Source organism: Crystallibacter permensis (assembly GCF_025960875.1).
GTDB classification, from domain to species: Bacteria; Actinomycetota; Actinomycetes; order Actinomycetales; family Micrococcaceae; genus Crystallibacter; species Crystallibacter permensis.
The window spans coordinates 24,823-45,554 of record NZ_JAODLR010000017.1; the positions used below are offsets into that span (position 1 = coordinate 24,823).

At 63.4% G+C, this 20,732-nt stretch carries 20 protein-coding genes; 8 read left to right on the forward strand and 12 right to left on the reverse strand.

Annotated elements, in window-relative coordinates; all coding sequences use genetic code 11:
* Positions 1-98: 98 nt before the first annotated feature.
* The 3 genes from B0G38_RS17035 to ubiG form a co-directional block, all read right to left on the reverse strand.
* Positions 99-971 carry a hypothetical protein gene (locus tag B0G38_RS17035; protein ID WP_264670511.1) on the reverse strand — a complete coding sequence of 291 codons (873 nt, stop codon included), beginning with the start codon at positions 969-971 and terminating at the stop codon, positions 99-101.
* 76 nt (positions 972-1,047) lie between these two features.
* The gene (locus tag B0G38_RS17040) at positions 1,048-1,734 is read right to left on the reverse strand and encodes a nucleoside/nucleotide kinase family protein (RefSeq protein WP_264670512.1); all 687 of its coding nucleotides are present in this window, start codon (positions 1,732-1,734) and stop codon (positions 1,048-1,050) included.
* On the reverse strand, positions 1,731-2,621 hold the full coding sequence (gene ubiG, locus B0G38_RS17045) for a bifunctional 2-polyprenyl-6-hydroxyphenol methylase/3-demethylubiquinol 3-O-methyltransferase UbiG (RefSeq protein ID WP_264670513.1): 891 nt from the start codon (positions 2,619-2,621) through the stop codon (positions 1,731-1,733). Before ubiG ends, B0G38_RS17040 begins: the two co-directional genes overlap by 4 nt.
* 152 nt (positions 2,622-2,773) lie before the next feature.
* Between ubiG and B0G38_RS17050 the strand changes: the two genes are divergently transcribed.
* Positions 2,774-4,555: a glycoside hydrolase family 15 protein gene (locus B0G38_RS17050; protein WP_264670593.1), complete on the forward strand. Its 1,782-nt coding sequence runs from the start codon at positions 2,774-2,776 to the stop codon at positions 4,553-4,555.
* Here B0G38_RS17050 and B0G38_RS17055 read toward each other — a convergent pair.
* Positions 4,539-5,441, reverse strand: a complete 903-nt coding sequence (locus B0G38_RS17055) for an SMP-30/gluconolactonase/LRE family protein (protein ID WP_264670514.1) — start codon at positions 5,439-5,441, stop codon at positions 4,539-4,541. The genes B0G38_RS17050 and B0G38_RS17055 overlap by 17 nt on opposite strands.
* Before the next feature lie 72 nt (positions 5,442-5,513).
* On the opposite strand from B0G38_RS17055, the gene B0G38_RS17060 reads away from it, so the two are divergent.
* Both B0G38_RS17060 and B0G38_RS17065 read left to right on the forward strand, forming a co-directional pair.
* The gene (locus B0G38_RS17060; protein WP_264670515.1) at positions 5,514-6,314 is read left to right on the forward strand and encodes an SDR family NAD(P)-dependent oxidoreductase; all 801 of its coding nucleotides are present in this window, start codon (positions 5,514-5,516) and stop codon (positions 6,312-6,314) included.
* Between the two features lie 29 nt (positions 6,315-6,343).
* Positions 6,344-7,240: an SDR family oxidoreductase gene (locus tag B0G38_RS17065; RefSeq protein ID WP_264670516.1), complete on the forward strand. Its 897-nt coding sequence runs from the start codon at positions 6,344-6,346 to the stop codon at positions 7,238-7,240.
* A 210-nt stretch (positions 7,241-7,450) separates the two neighbouring features.
* On the opposite strand, the gene B0G38_RS17070 is transcribed toward B0G38_RS17065, so the two are convergent.
* Positions 7,451-7,900, reverse strand: coding sequence for an SRPBCC family protein (locus tag B0G38_RS17070; protein ID WP_264670517.1), 450 nt, complete (start codon positions 7,898-7,900; stop codon positions 7,451-7,453).
* A 140-nt stretch (positions 7,901-8,040) separates the two neighbouring features.
* On the opposite strand from B0G38_RS17070, the gene B0G38_RS17075 reads away from it, so the two are divergent.
* Positions 8,041-8,697 (forward strand): uracil-DNA glycosylase, encoded by a 657-nt coding sequence (locus tag B0G38_RS17075; protein WP_264670518.1) that lies wholly within the window; start codon positions 8,041-8,043, stop codon positions 8,695-8,697.
* Positions 8,698-8,739: 42 nt separating this feature from the next.
* On the opposite strand, the gene B0G38_RS17080 is transcribed toward B0G38_RS17075, so the two are convergent.
* Positions 8,740-9,492 carry an ArsR/SmtB family transcription factor gene (locus B0G38_RS17080; RefSeq protein WP_264670519.1) on the reverse strand — a complete coding sequence of 251 codons (753 nt, stop codon included), beginning with the start codon at positions 9,490-9,492 and terminating at the stop codon, positions 8,740-8,742.
* A 94-nt stretch (positions 9,493-9,586) separates the two neighbouring features.
* A complete protein-coding gene (locus B0G38_RS17085) occupies positions 9,587-10,408 on the reverse strand; it encodes an ankyrin repeat domain-containing protein (RefSeq protein WP_264670520.1) in 822 nt (273 codons plus the stop codon).
* A gap of 103 nt (positions 10,409-10,511) precedes the next feature.
* On the opposite strand from B0G38_RS17085, the gene B0G38_RS17090 reads away from it, so the two are divergent.
* Positions 10,512-11,459, forward strand: a complete 948-nt coding sequence (locus B0G38_RS17090) for a D-2-hydroxyacid dehydrogenase family protein (protein ID WP_264670521.1) — start codon at positions 10,512-10,514, stop codon at positions 11,457-11,459.
* A gap of 20 nt (positions 11,460-11,479) precedes the next feature.
* On the opposite strand, the gene B0G38_RS17095 is transcribed toward B0G38_RS17090, so the two are convergent.
* From B0G38_RS17095 to B0G38_RS17115, 5 genes are all read right to left on the reverse strand, one after another.
* Entirely contained in the window at positions 11,480-11,935 is a 456-nt protein-coding gene (locus B0G38_RS17095; protein ID WP_264670522.1) for an SRPBCC family protein, read from the reverse strand.
* The gene (locus B0G38_RS17100) at positions 11,928-12,269 is read right to left on the reverse strand and encodes an ArsR/SmtB family transcription factor (protein WP_264670523.1); all 342 of its coding nucleotides are present in this window, start codon (positions 12,267-12,269) and stop codon (positions 11,928-11,930) included. The genes B0G38_RS17095 and B0G38_RS17100 overlap by 8 nt, the downstream gene beginning before the upstream one ends.
* Before the next feature lie 56 nt (positions 12,270-12,325).
* A complete protein-coding gene (locus B0G38_RS17105) occupies positions 12,326-13,960 on the reverse strand; it encodes a serine hydrolase domain-containing protein (RefSeq protein ID WP_264670524.1) in 1,635 nt (544 codons plus the stop codon).
* A gap of 139 nt (positions 13,961-14,099) precedes the next feature.
* The gene (locus B0G38_RS17110) at positions 14,100-15,287 is read right to left on the reverse strand and encodes a M14 family zinc carboxypeptidase (protein WP_264670525.1); all 1,188 of its coding nucleotides are present in this window, start codon (positions 15,285-15,287) and stop codon (positions 14,100-14,102) included.
* 184 nt (positions 15,288-15,471) lie between these two features.
* Entirely contained in the window at positions 15,472-16,689 is a 1,218-nt protein-coding gene (locus tag B0G38_RS17115; RefSeq protein WP_264670526.1) for an ROK family transcriptional regulator, read from the reverse strand.
* A gap of 105 nt (positions 16,690-16,794) precedes the next feature.
* Between B0G38_RS17115 and gap the strand changes: the two genes are divergently transcribed.
* From gap to B0G38_RS17130, 3 genes are all read left to right on the forward strand, one after another.
* Entirely contained in the window at positions 16,795-17,814 is a 1,020-nt protein-coding gene (gene gap / locus B0G38_RS17120) for a type I glyceraldehyde-3-phosphate dehydrogenase (RefSeq protein ID WP_264670527.1), read from the forward strand.
* Positions 17,815-17,983: 169 nt separating this feature from the next.
* Positions 17,984-18,706: a DUF2637 domain-containing protein gene (locus tag B0G38_RS17125; RefSeq protein WP_264670528.1), complete on the forward strand. Its 723-nt coding sequence runs from the start codon at positions 17,984-17,986 to the stop codon at positions 18,704-18,706.
* A 72-nt stretch (positions 18,707-18,778) separates the two neighbouring features.
* A complete protein-coding gene (locus B0G38_RS17130; RefSeq protein ID WP_264670529.1) occupies positions 18,779-20,674 on the forward strand; it encodes a plasmid pRiA4b ORF-3 family protein in 1,896 nt (631 codons plus the stop codon).
* Positions 20,675-20,732 lie beyond the last annotated feature (58 nt).

The following is a 20,732-nucleotide window of genomic DNA, read 5'->3' on the forward strand; positions in this document are numbered from 1 at the left end:
AGTGACCTCGTGCGTCAGCAGCGTGACGCCACATGACCTCGCATGACGGAACAGCCAGGAAATCGGCGGCCGGGCGCTGCCAGTTCAGCACCCCTGCGTCAGCTCCGTCCGCTGGCTACGGCTTCCCACTCGCGCAACTGGCCCCGGTGCAAGGACTGCAGACCAGGATTGATGGTTACGCCGTTTTGTCCGCTGAGCACATAGGTCGTGAGGACTGATAACACCGGGCTTTCCGAACCGGCAAACAGGACAGGGGGCAGGCCTTGGTAATGGAGCACAAGACTGGAATTGTCCGGTTCGGGGTACCAAGCGTTAACAGCACCATGGTCAAAGGAAGTCCACTGCCCGTTGACGCAGCAGATGAAGCGGTGCGATGTGACGATGACCGGAATGAACTGCTGCTCGCGCCAGCATTCCATGGACGCCGCGGCGGCAGCCTTGCGGCGGGATGAGTTCAGAAGCCCCTGGGCGGCAAGGCCACCGAGGATGAAGGCCGGGCGGCCCCAGTAGAAACCGGAAACGTGCGTGTACGATCCGTCCAAGCCGTAGTACCGGGCATACGTGGCGTTGCACTGGTAGTAGGCCACCTCGCCTGCGAACAGCGGAACATTCCACAAATCGATGTGAGGAGGAGCGGCCCCGGCGGCCAGACCACGCGCCAGTACCTGGGCTTTGTGGTAACCGAACGCGTAGCCAGCCTCAACGTCGCGCCGGTGCCGTTCGGCCTTGGTGAAGTGGCCCTTGCTGCGGCGCCAGGCCCGGAAGCGGCGGTACAGCGCGCGGACCAGGAAACAGCCGGCAATTATCGGACCCACTGCCGCCAAAAGCGCTGCCAAGAGATCGAAGAGGAGGAGGAGCGTCGCAAAATCGTCCCCTCCGGCCGAGTCAATCCAAATATGAAGCAGCACTCCTGCCATATAGCTGATTGGCACGAGCAGTAACGGAACGAGCCAATCCAGCTGATGTTTCATGGCTTCGACCCTACCCACTCCCTAAGACGGTTTGGGAACCGCTGTGGATAAGTGACAGATCGAGGACCAGCCACGCCTATTGCAGCTCGAAAACCAAGTCTGCCCGATCCCGCATGGCACGAACCAGGCCGGCGTTAGGCTGGTCCACATCGCGCACCCAGGCTTCGGCGGCTTCCGGCGATTTGCCGAAGGCGATGTGCCGCTCAACCAGCTGGCGGATGCGCAGCCGGTCGTCCTGCTCGACGTACCAGACCTCCGTGCACTGTTCCCTGACTTTCCGCCAGCCGGGTTCATCCAGCAGGAGGTAGTTACCTTCGGTGAGCACCGTGTGTGCTGCCGGGAAGACCGGGACCAGGCCTGCCAATGGTTGTTCGAGGGTCCGTTCGAAACCTGGAGCATAGACGGCGTTGTGCCGGTCGCGCCGAAGCCGCCGGAGAAGCTCGGCATAGCCATACACATCGAAGGTCTCCGGCGCGCCCTTCCGGTGCAACAGCCCCAGCCGTTCCAATACGGCGTCGGCGAGGTGGAAGCCGTCCATCGGGACGTGGGCGAACTGCTGCTGCTCGGGATCGGGAGTGCCTGCATTGAGCAGCGCCAGCAGGTTTTCCGCGAGGGTGGTTTTGCCCGCGCCAGGTTCGCCGACGATCCCGATAATGGTCCGCCTGCGCGGGGCAGCCGCGTCATCCTCAGCCGCCTGCTCAGGGGTATCCGTAGTTGCAGCGGCAAGCCGCTCGATCCGATCCGTCAGTTCCTGTAGCCTCATTCGCCGGCCTCGGACTGCACATTTGGTTCCGAGTCCCGGTGCTTCACCGCGTACCCCATATAGGAGAGGGACGTCTGCCGCACCTGCCCGAAGTCCAGCCTTCGGCTGAGCTCGCCGTAGGTGATGCGGCCCCGCCGGGCTTGGACGAAACCACTCAGCATGGCCAGCGGATTCGCGCGCGGTGCCAGACCGGACAGGCCTGCCGGCTGCAGTCCGTTACCTATTAATAGGGCGGCCAGCTCGCGTGGTTTGATGAACTTCTCCCAGACGTGGAGCTCCGTGTCAATGATCCGGGTGAGCGGCCACTCCTGCATAAACTTGATGGCCAGGATCTTGCTCGTGGCGGTCCGATTGATGGTGTCGAACAGGTACAGCCCACCCGGTTTCATCACCCGGGTGGTCTCGGCCAAGACCCGCGGTAGATCGGCGACATGCTCGAGTACATCGCAGCAGTAAACGACGTCGAACGTCCCGTCCTCCACCGGCAGCAGTTCGCCGGTACCCACTTGGTAGCGGATCCGGAGCCCGCTCTTTTCCGCATGCACCCGTGCCGCTTCAATAGCGACGGCGGACGGATCCACACCCACGACGTCGAACCCCAGCCGCGCAAACTCCTCAGCCAGCAAACCCGCCCCGCAGCCCACATCGAGCGCTTTCAGCCCTGCCCCGATCGGCTGCGCAACGGCTGAACCACCAGCCAGGAAGCCTGTCGTGGCCACGCTTCCGTCCTCATCTCCAAGCTCGCGCTGCAGGACCTCACTGAAGTAGGACATCCGTCCGGGAGTGAGGCTCCCGTGCAACAGATTGAGCGGATTGTCTTCATCCCACCAGGAACCACCCAGCCGGTTGTAAACGTCGTTATCGATCGGCCCGCTGCTCCCCGCCATAGCAGGAGCATAGTCGCCTCGCGGGAAGGGCAGGCAGCAAAAGGAAAGAAAGGAGGACGACGGCGGCAGGTGGGCTGCCGCCGTCGTCCTCCCTCACAGGGTGATTAGAGCTTGTGATCTAACGGTGGACCAACGATGCTGGGCATATGTCGATGCCAGCGCAACGTGAGGGCGGTTATGGGGATTTGTCATCCTATGCGGCGATTGGCAATGGGCGAACGGTTGCGCTCATAGCACTTGATGGTGCGATCGACTGGTTGCCCATACCAGATCTGGATTCCGCACCTGCCTTCGCACGCCTGCTCGATGCGTGTGAAGGCGGTCGTATGGAACTGAAGCCGACTGAGCCCTTCACGGTGGATCGTCGCTATGTGGACGGGACCAATGTACTCGAAACCACTTTTACAACCGATGCCGGTACTGCACGCGTTACCGATGCTCTCGTGAACGGATTCGCGGGCAGATTGCCGTGGGTGGAGCTGGCCCGGCGCGTTGAAGGAGTCGATGGTGAGGTGCGCTTTCGATGGTGTGTTGCCCCGGGAACGCGCTTTTCGACGGCATCCCCATGGGTGGACACCACCGTGCATGGCGAGGTCATCCGGGTTGGCGGTCTAATGATGGTGGTGCGGGGTATAGCGCACGTTCCGGAGTCCGGCGGGAGACGCGAAATCGCCGGAACCTTTACAACAACCTCTAAGTCCCGTCACCTCATTACAGTTGCTGCAACCGAAGATGAACCGCTGCATTTGCCGGTGCCCAAGCTGACTGACGAGGGGCTGGACCGCACGATCGAGACGTGGCAGTCCTGGTCACGTGATTTCAATTACCGTGGTCCTTGGGCGGCCGCGGTGCAACGCAGCGCACTGGCCCTCAAGCTCTTGATGTATGAGCCCACCGGTGCGATTGCTGCGGCCGCGACAACTTCGCTTCCGGAGAGCCTCGGGGGCGGCAAAAACTGGGACTACCGTTTCGCGTGGGTGCGGGATATCGCCTACATGGTTCGATCCTTGGTCCGTTTCGGGCTGCGTGAAGAAACACATGCCGCCGTAGTCTGGCTTCTGGACGCGATCAGGGAGAACGGTCCAGGACTCAGTATTCTTTACACCTTGGACGGCAGCATCCCAGACGATGTGCGCGTCCGTGATGCCCCGGGATGGCGCCGGATCGGTCCGGTCGCGTCCGGAAACCGAGCGGTCGATCAGTTGCAGTTGGGCGTATACGGAGACCTGTTCAATGTCATGCGCGTGTTCGTTGAGGCAGGAAATGTCCTTGATGAACGAACCGGCTCGATGCTGGCCGCCCTGGCCAATGAGGTGACAGGAATATGGCGGCAGCAGGATTCCGGCATATGGGAGCTGCCGGAGCAGCGGCACTTCACCTCCTCGAAAATGGGATGCTGGCAGGCTCTGAAGGAAGCAGCGCGTTTAGGTGAAATGGGTCAGATTCCGGGAGATTCCGAACACTGGCTATCGGAATCGGAAGCCATTCACGAGTGGATACTCGAAAACTGCTGGTCCGAGAAGCGGCAGAGTTTTGTTGCTTGGGCAGGCGGCGATAGCCTCGACGCTTCGGTACTGCTGCATGCGGCCAGCGGCTTTGACCGGACCTGGCGGATGTCCTCGACCATCGATGTGATACAGGCCGAGCTTGGCAACGGTCTACTCATGCACCGCTACACCGAGGCCGCCCGGGAGGAGGGTGCTTTTGTTGCGTGCTCGTTCTGGATGGTGTCAGCACTTGCCTGTGTCGGCCGCTGCAGTGAAGCAGTCTCACTTATGAACGGCATCGTCAACATGGCCAACGACGTCGGCCTGTATTCCGAGATGATCGACCCCCAGAACCTGTTGTTTTTGGGCAACCTGCCCCAGGGACTTAGCCACCTCGCACTCATCAACGCGGCGATCACACTTGAGGAACTCAACTGCGGACAATGAAGGGATAGGGCAGGCGTCCGCGAGTATTGGTCTGAATACGAAATACATCACCGGATAATGGATACGCCTCAAGCTGTGCTTCGGTCAGGTTCTCTCGTGCACTCGCGATATACAGGGTCGAAAGGCCGGGCCCGCCGAACGCGACGGAGGTGACGTTTGGCACCGGGATCTCGATGGCGAACATTTTCCGGCCGGTTGAATCGTAATGTACGACTTGTCCGCGCCCGTACATCGCGCCCCAAAAATTGCCGTCCGTATCGATCGTGAGCCCGTCGTGCGGACCATCTTCAATGAACGTTCCGACATCACGGATTTCACCCTCGGGACCATAGGTACCGGTGTAGATCGTGCCGACACTCGTGTCCGTGAAATAAATTCTCCGGCCGTCGAGCGACCATTCCAGTCCGTTCGCGACGCCGATGCCTCCGCGCAGAAGACGCAGGTCGCCATCGCGGGTGACAGAATAAAACGCGCCGACCGGGTCCGCTCCGGTGACGTTCATTGAGCCGGTCACCCACCGGCCGGCGGGATCGACTTTTCCCTCATTGAGGCGCAGGCCGCTATGGGCGTGCTCAATGATGGCCAGGGTCCGGATCAGACTGCCCGAGGCATCTGTCACGATGATGCGGTCTTCAAGCGACACCACGAACCCCGCTCCGCCTGCAATTTCTGCCGGTGAAAGAGATGCAACCGGGGGAGGCAACGTGATGACACGATCGGCTGATCCGTCGCTTGGCCCGCCGAGCCCGCTTCTGTGGATGCTTCCTGCTGAGATATCGCACCAGATCATTGCCGGCTCCACACCGTCCGGATCCCACACCAGGCTTTCGCCCAGAATTGCCCGGCTATCCCTGAAAACCTCCGGAACCCCCAGGACGCTGCCCATCGGTCCACCACAGCATGTGCCACCGCCTATGTAAAGCCTTGCAGCCCGTGCAGTTTCGCGTATGGTCGATTAATGGACCTGGGCATAGAAGGCAGAGTTGCACTCGTCACCGGCGCGGATTCGGGTATTGGCTGGCACACCGCCCGCCAATTGCTCAACGAGGGCGCCACTGTCGTCATCACCGACCAGTACGAGGATCAGCTGAACGCGGCTGCCCAGAGACTTGAAGCCAAACCAGGCCAGCTGTACGCCATCCCGGCCGACATCACGGATACTGCTTCGATCGCCTTGCTGGGCGAACGGGTAACCGAAGCTGTAGGCGATATTGACATCCTCGTTCAGTCCGCAGGCATCACCGGCGCCCAAGGTCTTTTCCACGAACTCACGGACGAAGGCTGGACGGATACCCTGCTGGTGAATCTGATGGGCCCGGTGCGGCTCGTCAGCGAATTTCTACCGTCGCTTCGTAAAGGCGGCTGGGGCCGGATCGTGTTTGTCGCATCGGAGGACGGTGTTCAGCCGTACGAGAACGAGTTGCCGTACTGCTCCGCAAAAGCCGGCATCCTCGCGCTGGCCAAGGGCCTCTCGCGCAGTTATGCGTTGGAGGGACTGCTGGTAAACAGCGTTTCCCCGGCCTTCATCCATACGCCCATGACCGACGCGATGATGGAGAAACGGGCTGCCGAGCTAGGCATCCCGGTCACGGACGCAATCGAGAGCTTCCTCGAAGAAGAGCGTCCGCACATCGACTTGAAGCGCCGCGGCAATCCCGACGAAGTTGCCAATGTCATCACCTTCCTCTGCTCCGACGCCGCGAGCTTCGTCAACGGCTCCAACTACCGTGTGGACTCCGGCTCAGTGGCCACCATTTAACCCCGTATCGTCACGATGAGAGGACCATCATGTCTCCTGACCAGTACTCGTTCGCTGATCCCAGGACCCTGTATCCATCCATCTCCCCACCCGTACAGCAACAGCCCGAACCCGCGGTCCAAGCAAAAATGACTCCGGTACCCGACCTAGGCGAGAACAGCTACCGCGGGTCCGGCCGCCTTCAAGGGCGCAAGGCACTTATAACCGGAGGCGACTCCGGCATTGGCGGGGCCGTAGCAATCGCTTTCGCACGAGAGGGCGCAGATGTCGCAATCTCCTACCTTCCCGAAGAAGAACAAGATGCACGCCACATCGTTGCCCTGATCGAGGAAGCTGGCCGCACCGCTGTCGCTTTCCCCGGCGATCTGAAAAACAAGGACTACTGCCACCGCCTCGTTGATGCGGCCGTTGACGGCCTGGGCGGCTTGGACATCGTCGTGAGCAACGCAGGCAAACAAGTCTTCGTGGAAAAAATCGAGGACCTCAGCGACGAGCAATTCGAGGACACCATGCACACGAACGTGTTTGCCATGTTCTGGCTGGCTAAGGCCGCGGTTCCACATCTCAAGCCCGGCTCAACCATCATCTGTACGGCCTCTCTTGAAGCCTACAATCAACTACCGTTTTTGCTCGACTATGCAACGACCAAGGGTGCGATCAACAATTTTTCGAAAGCACTGGCCCAGCAATTGGCCCCGCGTGGCATTCGTGTTAACGCCGTTGCACCAGGCCCGACTTGGACAGCTTTACAGGTTAGCCAGGGTTTTCCTCCCGAGAAGCTGCCCGAATACGGCAAAGACAACCCGCTCGGCCGCTCAGGGCAGCCAGCCGAACTGGCACCGGCCTATGTCTATCTCGCCTCGGGTGAATCAAGCTTCACCATCGGCGAAACTCTCAACGTGAACGGTGGTATGCCCACGCCGTGACGCAGCAAACCGCATCCGCCCTGCGATTGTGACTGTACGGCCTGGAAGACGTCGAAAAGGCCATCAGGGACTGCCTTCAATCGAATCAAAGAGCTGTTATTGACGCTGCCGGTAACGACGAACTGTGCGTCGTGATGGAGCAGGCCATTTTAGGGCGACGAATACTGGGAGCCGGCGGCCACCGGGACGTGGTGCCTGTGGCGCTGGCGCTCAGGCGGAAGCGGGACGTGCTTCGAGAATCGACTTGATCCGGACCAGGTCCTTGCGGTTGGCCTTCCTCATCATCATCCCCATGAAGGGTGCAGCCAGCCGGGAGAAGCCGACTGGTTCGCCGTTGTTCCGCAGGGTCATCCGTGTGCTGGCCCCGTCCACCTCGGTCCAGGTGTAGGTGGTCTGCATCGGAAAGGGACCCTGGGCGGTGCGCATCACCAGTTTTTCGAGCGGGCGGAACTCGACGATCTCGTAGGTGTAGGAGAGGTGGCGGCCGAGGAAGGCGGCGTCGAAGGCTATGCGGGATCCAACTGCGAGCGGAGGGGGCGTTTCCCAGCGGGCCGAGGCTATGTTCTGGTACCACTCCGGGGCGTTGTCCGGGGCAGCCGCGTATTCGGCAACCGTCTTGCACGGCGCAGCGATGAGTATTTCGGTGGTGACGTCGACCATGCTTCAGACTCCCATATTGGAGCAGGGCAGGCCACCTGGCCACCGCCGGACACTATGGTTGAGGAGTCAGAACAATGAACGACGGCGTGCTCGCCTAAGTGGCTGCGCTGCGTTGCAACGGGCGGGAGGACTTGAGGAATTTGGCCAGAGGCGCGCAGGACATCCAGGTCTTCATCGAAAAGCTTGCCCGATTGCCCGTCGGGGCGAGCAGTTGCAACTTCTTCGACCACTCCAGGCCGGAGAACGCCGTGCGACGGCGCAATCTGCAGCTGTACCTGCAGGACATGCTGGAACGCCAGCCCAAAGTCCTGCTGGTGGGGGAGGCACCCGGCTACCGAGGCATGCGGATGACCGGAGTTCCGTTCACCAACCGCGACATCCTTCAAAGCCGCGAGGGCTACTTCGGGCTGTTCGGGCCGGACAGGGGATACGTCCTGCCGGCCGAGGCGGCCTCGGTTGCCGCCGAACCTACGGCGACGGTGATGTGGGACGTGCTCGCCGGCCTGGACTTCCTGCCGCTGCTCTGGAGTGCCTATCCGCTGCATTCTCATCAGCCCGACCGGCCGCTGTCGAACCGCACGCCGTCGGCCGCCGAAGCAGTGGCCGGACGCCCGTTCTGGCAGGACCTGGCGAAGCTGTTCGCGGTGGAGTCCGTTGTTGCGGTAGGAAACGTGGGATTCCGCAGCGTCAGCGCCAGCGGCCTGTCCGTTCCCAAAGTGCGCCATCCGGCCCACGGCGGCAAGGTCAAGTTCCGGGACGGTCTGAAGGAACTTCTTGCCGCCGGGATGGATGGCTAACGGGCGATCCCGAGCTGAGCGACTAGGAACCGCTTCCGCGGATCACGTGTACATAAGGGATCCCGGTGTGGTGAGCACTTCGCCGGTCTCCAGCCAGGTCTTCAGTCCGGAGAGGATCATCGGCCAGCCGCCGTACAGCTGCTCGTTGGCGCCCTCGGGCAGCTGGTCGTGGGTGACGGTCAGCCGGCAGGAGTCCGCCACCTGCTCGATTTCCCACGTGATCCGGGACGTGCCTTCGGCCTCGACATCCTCGCCCCAGAGCGCGCGCATGCTCTGCACGAGGCGTCGCGGCGGATCGATTTCCAGGATTTTGCCTTCGCTCAGCGGCCCGTCGGCCTTGGGATTCGTCATCCGGTAGCTCGAGCCAACCTGCCAGTCGGTTTCGATCCGGTTGCCGAAGATGTACTTGCTTCTGGTCTCGCTGTCCGTGATCGCTTCCCACAGCCGTGCCGGGGTGGTGCGGATGTAGATCTCGAAGATCTTTTCCATCGGAGTTTCCAATCGTGTCTTGAGCTCGCTGAGGCCAGCGGCCCACGGTTGTGCATACTTGCCCATCCACCGGTCATGGATGAGCCGGATCGGCACCGGATTCAGGAAATGAAGCTTTTCGCGGCCTCTGCGCCGCGTGACCACCAGGCCTGCTTCCTCGAGCTGTTTCAGGTGCTTCATGACACCGAAGCGCGTGATATCGAACTGCGCTTCAAGGGCGCTGAGTGTCTGCCCATCCTCGCGGAAGAGCTCGTCCAACAAGGCTCGGCGGGTCGGATCTGCGAGGGCCTTAAACACAACGTCCACGCGTTAATGATAGGTGACCATTTGGTCACATGTTGAGAGTTTTCTGGAAGAAACAACCGCTAGATGCAGGTGCCAGGTGCAGGCGCTGCGGAAGTCAGCGCGCGCGGGCTTGCCGGAGCAGCGCAGCAACCTCCATCTGGCCCAATGCCTCCGCGTGCTGCAGTGCAGTCACCCCGTTGGCGTCGGGAATGTTGAGGTCCGCGCCGGCGGCGATGACCTCACGGACCGTGTCCTGGTACGCCTCACTGCCGGTGCCAAAAACCACGGCTTCGAGCAGGCACGTCCAGCCGGGAGTGTTCACATGGTCGACGTCGACGCCGGCGTCAATGAGGATCCGAACGGTCGAGGTGTGCGCGTGTTCGCAGGCCGGGATGAGCGCCGTTCCGCCGAAGCGGTTGGTGCTGGACAGATCCGCACCGTGCTCCAGCGTCAGCTGCAGGATCTCGTCGAAGCCCTCGGCTCCGGCGTACAGAAAAGCGGAATCGTCGATGTTGTCCTTTGCGTTCACATCGGCGCCGGCCTCGATGAGCATGCGTGCGGCGTCGACGTTGTTCGCCTTGGTGGCGATGACCAGCGGCGTGCGGCCCTCCGCGTTGCGGTGTTCCAGCTCTGCGCCCCGGTCCAGCAGGTCGGCAATCTGCCCGGCGTCGTTGTCGGCGGCGGCCTGCTGTAGTTGCTGGTTCAGGCGGTCCAGTTCCTCGCCCTCGGGAGCCGGGGGAGCGGAGGTCGTGGGCGCGCCGGGTGACGGCGATGCTTCCCCGGACGCGCGGGCCGGACTGCTGGCAACAACAGACGACGACGGCGGGGCACCGGACGTGCCATCCGTTTCCTCCCCGGCGGTGCAACCGGTGAGCAAGGCAAGGCCCAGCAGCGCGACGCCTGTGGCAGCAGGAGCAGTCTTCGTGAGGGCGCGCATGGTGGACTCCCAGCTGTCAGGACAGGCGGTGAAAATGCCGGACCCGCCCAGTCTAATTTGCGCAGCCGCGCCTCGGGGAAGGCGGGGCGCTACGCTGGGCAGCGTGAAGATCGTGATTCTGGATGACTACCAAGATGTCGCTTTGGCCAGCGCCCCGTGGGAGCAGCTCCCGCCGGAGGCGAGTGTCGAACGGTTCACCGACCACCTCGACGATCCGGACGCGCTCGCCGAACGGCTGCGCGATGCCGACGTCGTTGTTGTCATGCGTGAGCGGACGCCCATGACGGCGGAACTGCTGGAGCGGCTGCCCCGGTTGCGCCTGATCACCACCACCGGAATGGCCAACGCTTCGATCGCTCTGGAAGCGGCCAAGCGGCTTGGCATTGCCGTCTGCGGCACCCGGCAGTCCACCAACGCGACGGCGGAACTGGCCTGGGCGCTGATCATGGCCGTGGCACGGGACATCCCGCAGAACGATCGCGATATCCGCAACGGCAAGTGGCAGGCCGGGATCGGGACCGACCTTGGCGGGGCCACCCTCGGCCTGCTGGGGCTGGGCAAGCTCGGCTCGCTGATGGCCCGCTACGCCGAGGTCTTCGGCATGAAGGTCATCGCCTGGAGCCCGCACCTGACCGAGGAACGCGCGGCCGAACACGGCGTCGAACTGGTGACCAAGTCGGAACTGTTCCTCCGCGGCGACATTGTCAGCATCCACCTGCGGCTGTCGGACGCTGTGCGCGGGATCGTCGGCGCCGCCGAGCTGGAGATGCTCGGCCCGGAGGGGCGGCTGGTCAACACATCCCGCGGCCCGCTGGTGGACGAGGCGGCGCTGGTCCGCGCGCTCAGCGAGGGACGCATTGCAGCAGCCGCGCTCGACGTCTTCGAGGTGGAACCGCTGCCGGCAGACAGCCCGCTCAGGTCCGCGCCCAACCTGATCCTGAGTCCCCATATCGGGTTCGTGACACAGCGCGCCCACCGGCTCGGCTACACCCAGATGCTCGACGACATCCTCGCCTTCTCCAAGGGCGAGCCGATCAACCAGCTGAATTAAGTAAGGACCGAAGCTCTAGTTCAGTCGAGGTGCTCGAGCAAGGCGTCGAACGCCTCGTCCCAACCATCGTAGACAAAGCCGTCGCCGGGTTTGCCGTCCATGCCGCGCAGGTGGAACGTCATTTCGGTCCGGTTGCTGTCGAGTTCGGCGAGGGTGACGGTGATGACCGGCGCTTGCTCCCGGTCGTCGCCTGGGCTGCCCCAAGTGAAGACCAGCCGCTCGGGTTCGACGACCTCCAGGTACTCCCCGGCGGTGGGGTACTCGCTGTTGTCCGGGGCGATCATCGTGTACTCGTAGCTGCCGCCAACGCGCAGGTCCACGCGCACAGACTCACGCGGCGTCCGGACCTCGCGCGGGTGCCACCAATGTGCGGCTTCATCCGGGTCCGTCCATGCGTGCCAGATAGCCTCGCGGGGCGCGTCGAAGACGCGGGTAATGGTGAACTGCTTTTCCTGGGTTGTGGTCTGGTCAACCATCGGATGACCTCTCCTTCAGTTCGCGGAGCCGCTCGTCCAGCAGATCGAAACGCTCGTTCCAGAGACCACGGTGATGGTCGATCCAGGCCGAAACGTCGTCGAGGGGTTCAGTGCGCAGGTTGCAGGTGCGCCACTGCGCGCTCGTGGTGCGTTCGATGAGCCCGGCGTTCTGCAGGACGCGAAGGTGCTGCGAGATCGCCGGCCGGCTCATCGAGAAAGGCTCGGCGAGCTCACCTACGGTGGTTGGCCCTTGTCGCAGCCGCGACAGGATAGCCCTCCTCGTAGGGTCGGCGAGTGCCGCAAAAACAACACTTAGCTCGTCCGATGCAGCCACGTAAGCAACTCCTTAATTAATAAGTTCCTTAACTGTAAATCCGGTGGGTTGCGCGGTCAAGAGTCGGGGCGGGGCATCCGTAGCCGGGAGAGCAGCCAGGCGGTCCTGGGGAGCGGGCAGACGATGGCCAACGTCAGCGCCGGTACGAGCGCGGCACCGACGTCGGGAAACTGGTGGATGATGACGGCCAGATAGGTTTCGAACCTGGCCGGCGCGTAAACAAAAGCCAACCAGATGAGGAAAGTATCGAGAGCCATTGCCCCGACAGTCCAGAGGATAATCATCCGTCGCTGCCGGGCAATGCTGCTGGTCGAAACAGTGTGTTTTTGTGCCAGGAAGCGGAGTACCAGCGCAAGGCTCGCCAGTTCAGCGAACAGCAGGCCCAGGGCGACGGCCCAACCGGACTGCTGCAGCCAGTCCTCCCGCGCGGTCAGGGGCTCGGGAGGTTGCCCGTGGAGAATGCGAAGGATGTTGCTGTCCAACGCCTGGAGCCGAGATGGCGCGGATGTGTCATTCCCATTGATGAGCAGGGCGAGGCCCAGTCCGGAGGACGGAACCAGGGCTTGATAGGTGTGCGTGTTGCCCCATTCACCTTGGTGCTCCAGTAGTAACGGCAGATCGCCGTCCGCTGGGGGCGGTGCGTCCAGGCTGGTCGATTCCAGCAGGGGTCGGGCAAACCACGCCATGGCGTACCTTTTGGACTCGTCCACACGGACCCGGGGTGTCAGCAGCGTCTCCACGCTTTCCGGTCGGAGGATGCGGCGGTCCAGGTAGACGCCGTTGTCCAGCAGGGCGATCAACTCGTGGCCGAGATCCTGAGCCGATGAGTACATGGTGGTCGAGGGCATCCCTGTCACCGCTGCCGGCACGTCCGTCTGCCGCCACCAGGTGCCGAACCACAGCGAGTAGCCTGACGCCAGGTTGTCCGCGCGTGCGGCTGCCCGCGTGGTGTGGCTGTTGGCCATGTCCAGGGGCGCGAACACATGATCCTGCATATAGTCCCCGAACGGCTGGCCGGAAACCGTCTGCACCAAGAGGCCGAGGATGTTGTAGTTGGCATTGGAATAGGTGAACCTTTCTCCCGGAGTGTGAGCCAGGCTGGCGCCGGACAAATCCCGCACGCCTTGTTCCAGCGCGTCAGGATCCTGGCTGTCCGAGGCTCCGAAAGCCGAACCGTCAGCCGTGGACAGTCCGCTGGTCTGGTGGAGCAGATGGCGGACGGTGATTCCGGCCGCGCGGTTGTCACTCATGCTGAACCATGGCAGGTATGTCTGCACAGGTTCGTCCAGCTCCAGCCGGCCGGCCTCCACCTGCTGCATCACGGTGATGGCGGTCAGGGATTTGCTGGTCGACGCCAGAAGTACCGGCGTCTGCGCGGTCATTGGTCGCCCCGAGTCATCGGCGCTGCCGAACGCCGCCTGGTGTACTTGCCGGCCGTCTTTGATGATGGCGATGGAGACTGCCGGAATCCCGATGGCATCAATCTGTTCCTGCAAATAGGCGTCTACTGCCGCAAAGGCGTGGTCCGCCGAACCGCGGTCCTGCCCAGGGATTGCCGGTTCCGTGGCCCCGGTCCCGAAGGCTGCCAAGCAGATTCCGACGGCGAGGAAGCAAGCGGCCGCACAGGCGGAGATGAAGGCGGCCGGAAAATGCAATGGCGTCCGCCCACTCCGTTTGCGGATGCTGCCCATACCCGCTCCTGCGGTTTGGAATGCGGTTCATGCACCGTAGAGCCTGGCAATTCAGAGCACAATGGCCGGCGGCGGACGTACGGCACCCTAGCCGGCCGTCCGCCGTCGTTGTTAGTGGTTTGGAGCGATGCGAGCGGACCTACGGGACCGGGATGACTCCGGCGTAGTCCGTCTGGTAGCCGTTGACAGGCTGGTGCGGGATGTCTTCCCAGCGCTCGGCGTCGGCCTGCTGCACTTCACCGGTGGCCAGGCCCAGCAGCAGTTCCTTCATCGCCAGCACGTTCTGCCGGATGGACTTGCCGCGGGCCTTTTGGCCGAGACTGCCGTCGGAGGTGTTGCCGGATGTCTCGAAGAACACCACCGGGTTGGAGTGGCCCTCCGGGTTGAGGTCCTGGTAGTTGAGGCCGAGCATCATGGCCGAAACCACCCCGCCCTTGATGTCGATTTCGTAGCCGTCGCCCACCTGGTAGCGGTCCATGTTGATGGAGCCGTACTTGGCCAACTGGTCGTAGACATAGACGTGCATCTGGCGGGTCAGCACGTCGTACGCGCCGTTCTCTATCCCGGGCAGCGTGGGCCCGCCGGGTGCCAGCGAGATGCCCAGCGAGAGCGTGACATCATCGCCGGTTCCCCATTCCTTCTTCAGGCCCTGGTGGTGGATGTCGATACCGAAGTCCGGCTTGACCGTGGCCCAGTACTCGTAGAACGCCAGCGACTCATCGGCCACAAAGCCGTCCGCGGTCCAGTCCCGGTTCAGGTCGATCCGCTGCTGTTTGCCGTCCGCACTCAGCTCCGGTGCGTCCGTCTCCTGGTCCCAAAGGACCGTGTGGCGGATGTTCGCCTCCGATCCGTCCGGGTTGTACATCGGGATGAAGTGGAAGGTGAACTTCTCGCGCAGCAGCGAGTAGTCCGCTGAACCGTTGCTGCCCAGGTCCTTGAGCAGCGTCAGGACCGAGTCCGTGCCGTAGGGCTCGTTGCCGTGGATCCGGCCCTGCACCCACACGTGTTCCTCGCCGCTGCCGACCGTTGCCACATACAGGTCGCGGCCCTGCTCGGACGTGCTCACCTGCATGCCGACCTCTTCCAGCGTGAAGGCGTCCACGTTGTAGCGGCTGGTCTGCTCGAGCTTCTGCAGTTCGGCCACCACGTCAGAGTAGGTGAGGATGCTCGAAATATTGGTCTGTCCCTCGGGCGAGGGGAAGTTCGCGTCCGCCACCGCAGGGGCAAGCGAACCGAAGGGGAGTACGACGGCGATGGCTGCGGCGGCCGCGAGAGTGCGGTACCGCTTGGGCCGGGAGCCGCGCTGGAGCTTGGGGTAGTGCGTCACTGCATGTCCTCCAAAGGTTAGGCGAATGATCGCGCCGCCGGTTGGGGCCGGGCAGCGCGAGGCCATTGGTTGGGAAAAACCAATGGCCAAATTCGAACCTAACCGACAGCCTGCCGATCGGCCAGAGCCGAGGCCCGGAAGCAGACGTTCTGTACCAAAAAAGCCGTTGCCGCGGGCAAATGTCTTACGCTCCGACACCCTGCCCGGCGCCGGCCGGAGTGAGGGCCAGCGCGTTTTCTTCCACATAGGCCAGAGCGAGCCGGACGGCACCCGTGGCGACGATGGCGTCGCCCAGCTCGGAGACGGCGACGCGGGGCGGGGTCCCGGTCAGCCGTGGAAGTTCCGCGTTGATGGTCGGCAACAGCGCAGTCGCCGAGGCGGAGACGGCGCCGCCGATGACCACCAGTTCCGGGTTCAGGAAGGTGCCGAGCAGGGAGATGACGCGTGCCATGCGGCGGCCGATGCGTTCCAGGATCTCCTGCGCCACGGGGTCGTTCTTGGCGGCCGCCTCGAACACAAACCTTGCGGAGACGCGCGTGGTGTCCGGGCCCACCAACTCCCGGATCAGGGTCGCCTTTCCTTCGGCCAGCGCCGCGGTGCCCCAATGCCGGGCGAGCCGGGCGATGCCGTCCTGGCTGCCCACGCCGTCGACCAGTTCCAGCGTGCCTACTTCGCCGGCACCGCCGTTGCTGCCGTGGAGTAACCTGCCGGATTCGATGAGTCCGGTGCCAAGGCGCTCCCCGGCCAGCATGACCGCAAGATCGTCGACTCCGGCGCCGACGCCGCGCCAGTGCTCGCCCAGGGCGGCGAGGTTCGCGTCGTTCTCCAGCAGGACCGGCCAGCCGTGCTCTTTCCACAGTTCCGTCTGCAGGCCGATGTCGAAATGCTCACTCAACTGCAGGCCCTTGGTGATGTTGCCGTGGCGGTCCACCGCGGTGGACAACCCGATCCCGACGGCGAGCACGGCGGAGTGCGGCAAGCTGGCTTCTGCCAGGGCGCGCTCCGCAGTCCGGGCAATGGTGGCGCGTCGTTCGGCCTCATCGGCGGTCTTGCTGAAGCGCTCCGCGGCCCGGCCGAGCATCTGTCCCGTGAGACCGGCGACCAGGACGGTGACCGTGGCCATGCCGACATCGAGCCCCAGAACGCACCCTGCGGAAGCGTTGAACTCGAACCGCCGTGCCGGCCGGCCCTTCTGGCTGCCTGTGCTCCGGTCGCCCTCCAGTTCGCGGACCCAACCGCGGCGGATCAGGTCGTCACAAACCGCTATCACGGTCGCCCTGGTCAGCCCGGTGGCTTCGATCAAGTCCGTTCCCGTCATGGCGCCGGCGTCCCGCATGACCTCCAGGACCGCCCTGAGGTTGGTCCGCCGCAAGGCCTGCGGGGTGGTCGCTGTCTTGTCCACGAAAGTTCCTCTTGACGTTGGGCCGGTTGTTCTAGACAATAGTAATGGAGTTTAAATTTAGACACTAAATCAAATAGCGCTGTCGCGCTGAAGGAGAACCTCCACATGAGCACTCGTATTGGAATCAACGGTTTCGGACGCATCGGCCGCAATTTCTTCCGCGCCGCTCTGCAGCAGGGCAAGCTGGGCGCAGATCTCGAAATCGTGGCGGTCAATGACCTCACCAGCCCCGAGACGCTGGCCCACCTGCTCAAGTACGACTCGGTCACCGGCCGGCTCGCCGCCGAGGTGCGTGTGGATGAGGGCAACCTGGTGGTCGACGGCAAGACCATCAAGGTGCTGGCCGAGCGCGATCCGGGCAACCTGCCCTGGCGCGAACTGGGCGTGGATATCGTGATCGAATCCACCGGTTTCTTTACCAACGCCGCGGATGCCGAGAAGCACCTGGTCGCCGGCGCCCGCAAGGTCCTGATCTCCGCCCCGGCCTCCGGCGAGGATCTCACCGTGGTCATGGGCGTCAACGACGGGCTGTACGACGACGCCGCGCACAACATCATCTCCAACGCCTCCTGCACCACCAACTGCCTGGGCCCGCTGGCCAAGGTGCTGAACGACAACTTCGGCATCGAGCACGGCCTGATGACCACCATCCACGCCTACACCGCTGACCAGAACCTGCAGGACGGCCCGCACAAGGACCTGCGCCGGGCCCGCGCCGCCGCGCTGAACATGGTGCCCACCTCCACCGGCGCCGCCAAGGCCATCGGCCTGGTGCTGCCGGAGCTGAAGGGCAAGCTGGACGGCTTTGCCATCCGCGTCCCCGTCCCCACCGGCTCCGCCACTGACCTGACCGTCACCGTTGGCCGCGAGGTCACCGCCGAGGAAGTCAACGCCGCCTACCAGGCCGCCGCGGCCGAAGAGCAGTGGGCCGGCATCCTGACTTACACGGACGAGCCGATCGTCTCCTCGGACATCGTCACCGACCCCGCCTCGGCCATCTTCGACTCGGGCCTGACCAAGGTCATCGGCAACCAGGTCAAGGTTGTCGCCTGGTACGACAACGAGTGGGCCTACTCCAACCGCCTGGTGGATCTGACCTCGCTGGTGGCATCCAAGCTCTCCTAGCTCAAATTTCCGAACGACGACGGCGGGTGTCCGGCTCACAAGAGCCGGGCACCCGACGTCGTTCGCCCAAATGCGCCGAACGCTGGTGTTGCCACAGTAGAATCTTCCGGGGCCGTCAGCGTCCCTGCCGGTCCGCCGGCACGGTTCAAACAGAAGGCAGCCCACGGACATGGCCAATATTCCCAACGAGCCGCACAAGGCCGTCCTGAGGACCGCCGTCGGCGCCACGGTTTTGATCGCGGTCGGCGCCTTCGTACTTTCCTTCGCCGCCCTGACCGATCTGGCGCAGCGCTCTGGGATCGAACCGCATCTGGCCTGGATCTGGCCGATCATCGTGGACGGCATGATCGTCGCTTCCACCGTGGCAATTGTCGCGCTGAACGGCCACGGCCGCCGTGCGATGATCTACCCTTGGTCGCTGCTGTTCTTCGGCGCGATCGTCTCCACCGCCGCCAACTCCGTGCACGCGATCCTCACCGTGGACAAGATGGCGTCGGGCATTCCGCCGATCGTGTCCGCGCTGGTGGCCGCGATGCCGCCGGTGGTGCTGCTGGCCATCACCCACCTGACCGTTCACATGTACCAAAAGCGCGCCGAAGTCGCCCAGCAGCGAGCCGAGGAAGAGGCGATTGCCGAGGCCGAAGCCGCCGCGCACGGCTACTACTCCCACGAGTACGACGGCGATTGGTCGGCTGAAGAAATTATGCCGGCTGCCGCTTCGGCCGTTCCCGTCGTTCCTGCCGCTCCTGTTGCCCCGCCGCGCGTTGCCGCGACCATGCCACCCCGGTCACCGTCGGCTGGCGCGGTAACAGCCGAAGGCCCGGCGCCCCTCTATGACGAGACGGTCAGCGCCCTGGCTGCCGAAGACCCGGAAGTTCTGGTGCAGCGCTAATAGTTGAAGCAGCGGGCACCCGCCCCGTAGCGTACTGGGGAGGCACATCCACTCTCGCGAAGGGCACTGTCAGTGGCGAAGAAGAACAAGAACCGCTCGGCCAAAAAGGCCACCCGGCATTCCAAGTCAGGGCATTCCCCGGCGTCGTCAAGCTCTGCCGTCTCGCTGAGCAGCTACCGGGCTGAGCGGGCGCTTGCCCCTCTGGTTCCCGGCTTCGTCGACTGGTTTGCGCAGTCATTCGGTCCGACGGACCAGGCTCTGGTCTGCCTGAAGGTAGTGACCGCAGCAACCGCGGCATATTTCGAGGAAGCAGGCATCGCTTCAGCCACCGCTTTCGAACCCGGCTCATTTGCGGCCGTGCTGGAAATGATAGGGGAATCGGATCCGGACCGTGCGCCGATGATTTTCAGTGTCCTGCATCTGTTCATCGATTTCCTGCACGAATCCGGCAACTGGAGCGGAACCGAGGCGGACTATGACGCCGTACATGCCCTAGTGAGGGAGGATGACACAGCACCGGGAATGCCAGTGATCACGGTGCCCGAGTTGTCGGAGGAGGACGCAGCAGCGGCTCTGGAGGCGCTACCCCTGATCCAACGGGCGCGTGCATTGCTGGAGTGGCTTGGCGATGGAAAGCCAGTCACGGCTACCGGGGTACTGCGGCTGAAGGACATTGAGGCGGCTGCCGCCTGCGTGGGCGTATCCGCCCGTGGCGCAAGTAAACGGCAGCCAGCCACTGAAGAGGTCATTCCCGGCCTTGCTGAGCTTTCCCCCGAACAGGCCTCACCCGAGGCCATGACCGTGCAGTCCATGCATGACATACCGTTGTTGAGCCAGATCTGGAACACGTTCATTGAAACGGAAATGATCGAGGTTCTCGCCACCAAGGCTATTCCGCATGGCGATCCAAATGCCTTTCTGGGCGGCAGCCCATCGGAAATGGCGGATGATTACCGCTTCTTTATCGGCGAGTTCCTGCGCGACGCTGTCCTGGAAACGGGAGGTTTCGGGCCTTGGGAAGAGTCATCAGCCATCCTCCAGGTAGCAGTATTGGCCGCCGCGACCACGGATGATCCGCCAGAGGTCGACCGGCTCCTTGCGGCGGAGGACTATGCGCCGGAAGACGAAAAGGCCATGGCCGGCATCGTCACACGGATGTCCTTCACCCGGCTAAAGGCGCTGGCCGAGCTCGGGCTCCTGGAGATCGACACCCACATTCGAGTGCCGGCCCCGGTGATCCAGTGTGTTGCGGAGGCCTTCGAGGACGAGTTCGACCTGGACGTTGTCTACCCGGAAGATCATCCCGAAATGGTGGCGGCGCGAGCCGCCTGGGCGGCAGACCAAGCCGAGGAGCGCGAGCAGGCGGCGGAGAAGCGCAAGCCGGCTCCGCCGTCGTCCGTTTATCAGCTGAAGATCATGCTCCGAAACTCCAAGCCGCCGATCTGGCGCCGGATCCTGGTCCCGGCCTCCGTCCGGCTGGACGAGCTGCATAACATCATCCAGGCGTCGTTCGAATGGCTGGACTACCACCTGCATAACTTCCGTGTGGGCGACTGGCCGGGAACGCTCTACGGACCGGTGGATCCGGAGCCCTTCGGCGACCCGGAAATCGACGAGCGGACCGTTTCCCTGCATGAAATCCTCGAGGCCGAGGGCGAAAAATTCGTCTACACCTATGACTTCGGCGACGACTGGGAGCACGTCATCACTCTGGAGAAGGTGCTGGACCCATCCGACGGCGACCGGCTCCCGCGCTGTACCGGCGGCCGCGGGCAGGCGCCGCGCGAGGACAGCGGGGGAGTGTGGGGCTGGATGGACAAAGTCGACGCCGTCAACAATCCTGGGCACCCTGACCATGAGGAGTTCCGCGAGTGGCTGGGCCTGCAGCGCGGCGCAACTATTGACCCGAAGGAGTTCGACGTCGACGGGGTCAACGAGTCCTTCGAAGCGCTACTGCTAACCAAATAACGACGGGCACACCGACAACTTAACGCAAACCAACAACGACGGCGGCACGGAGGTCGGC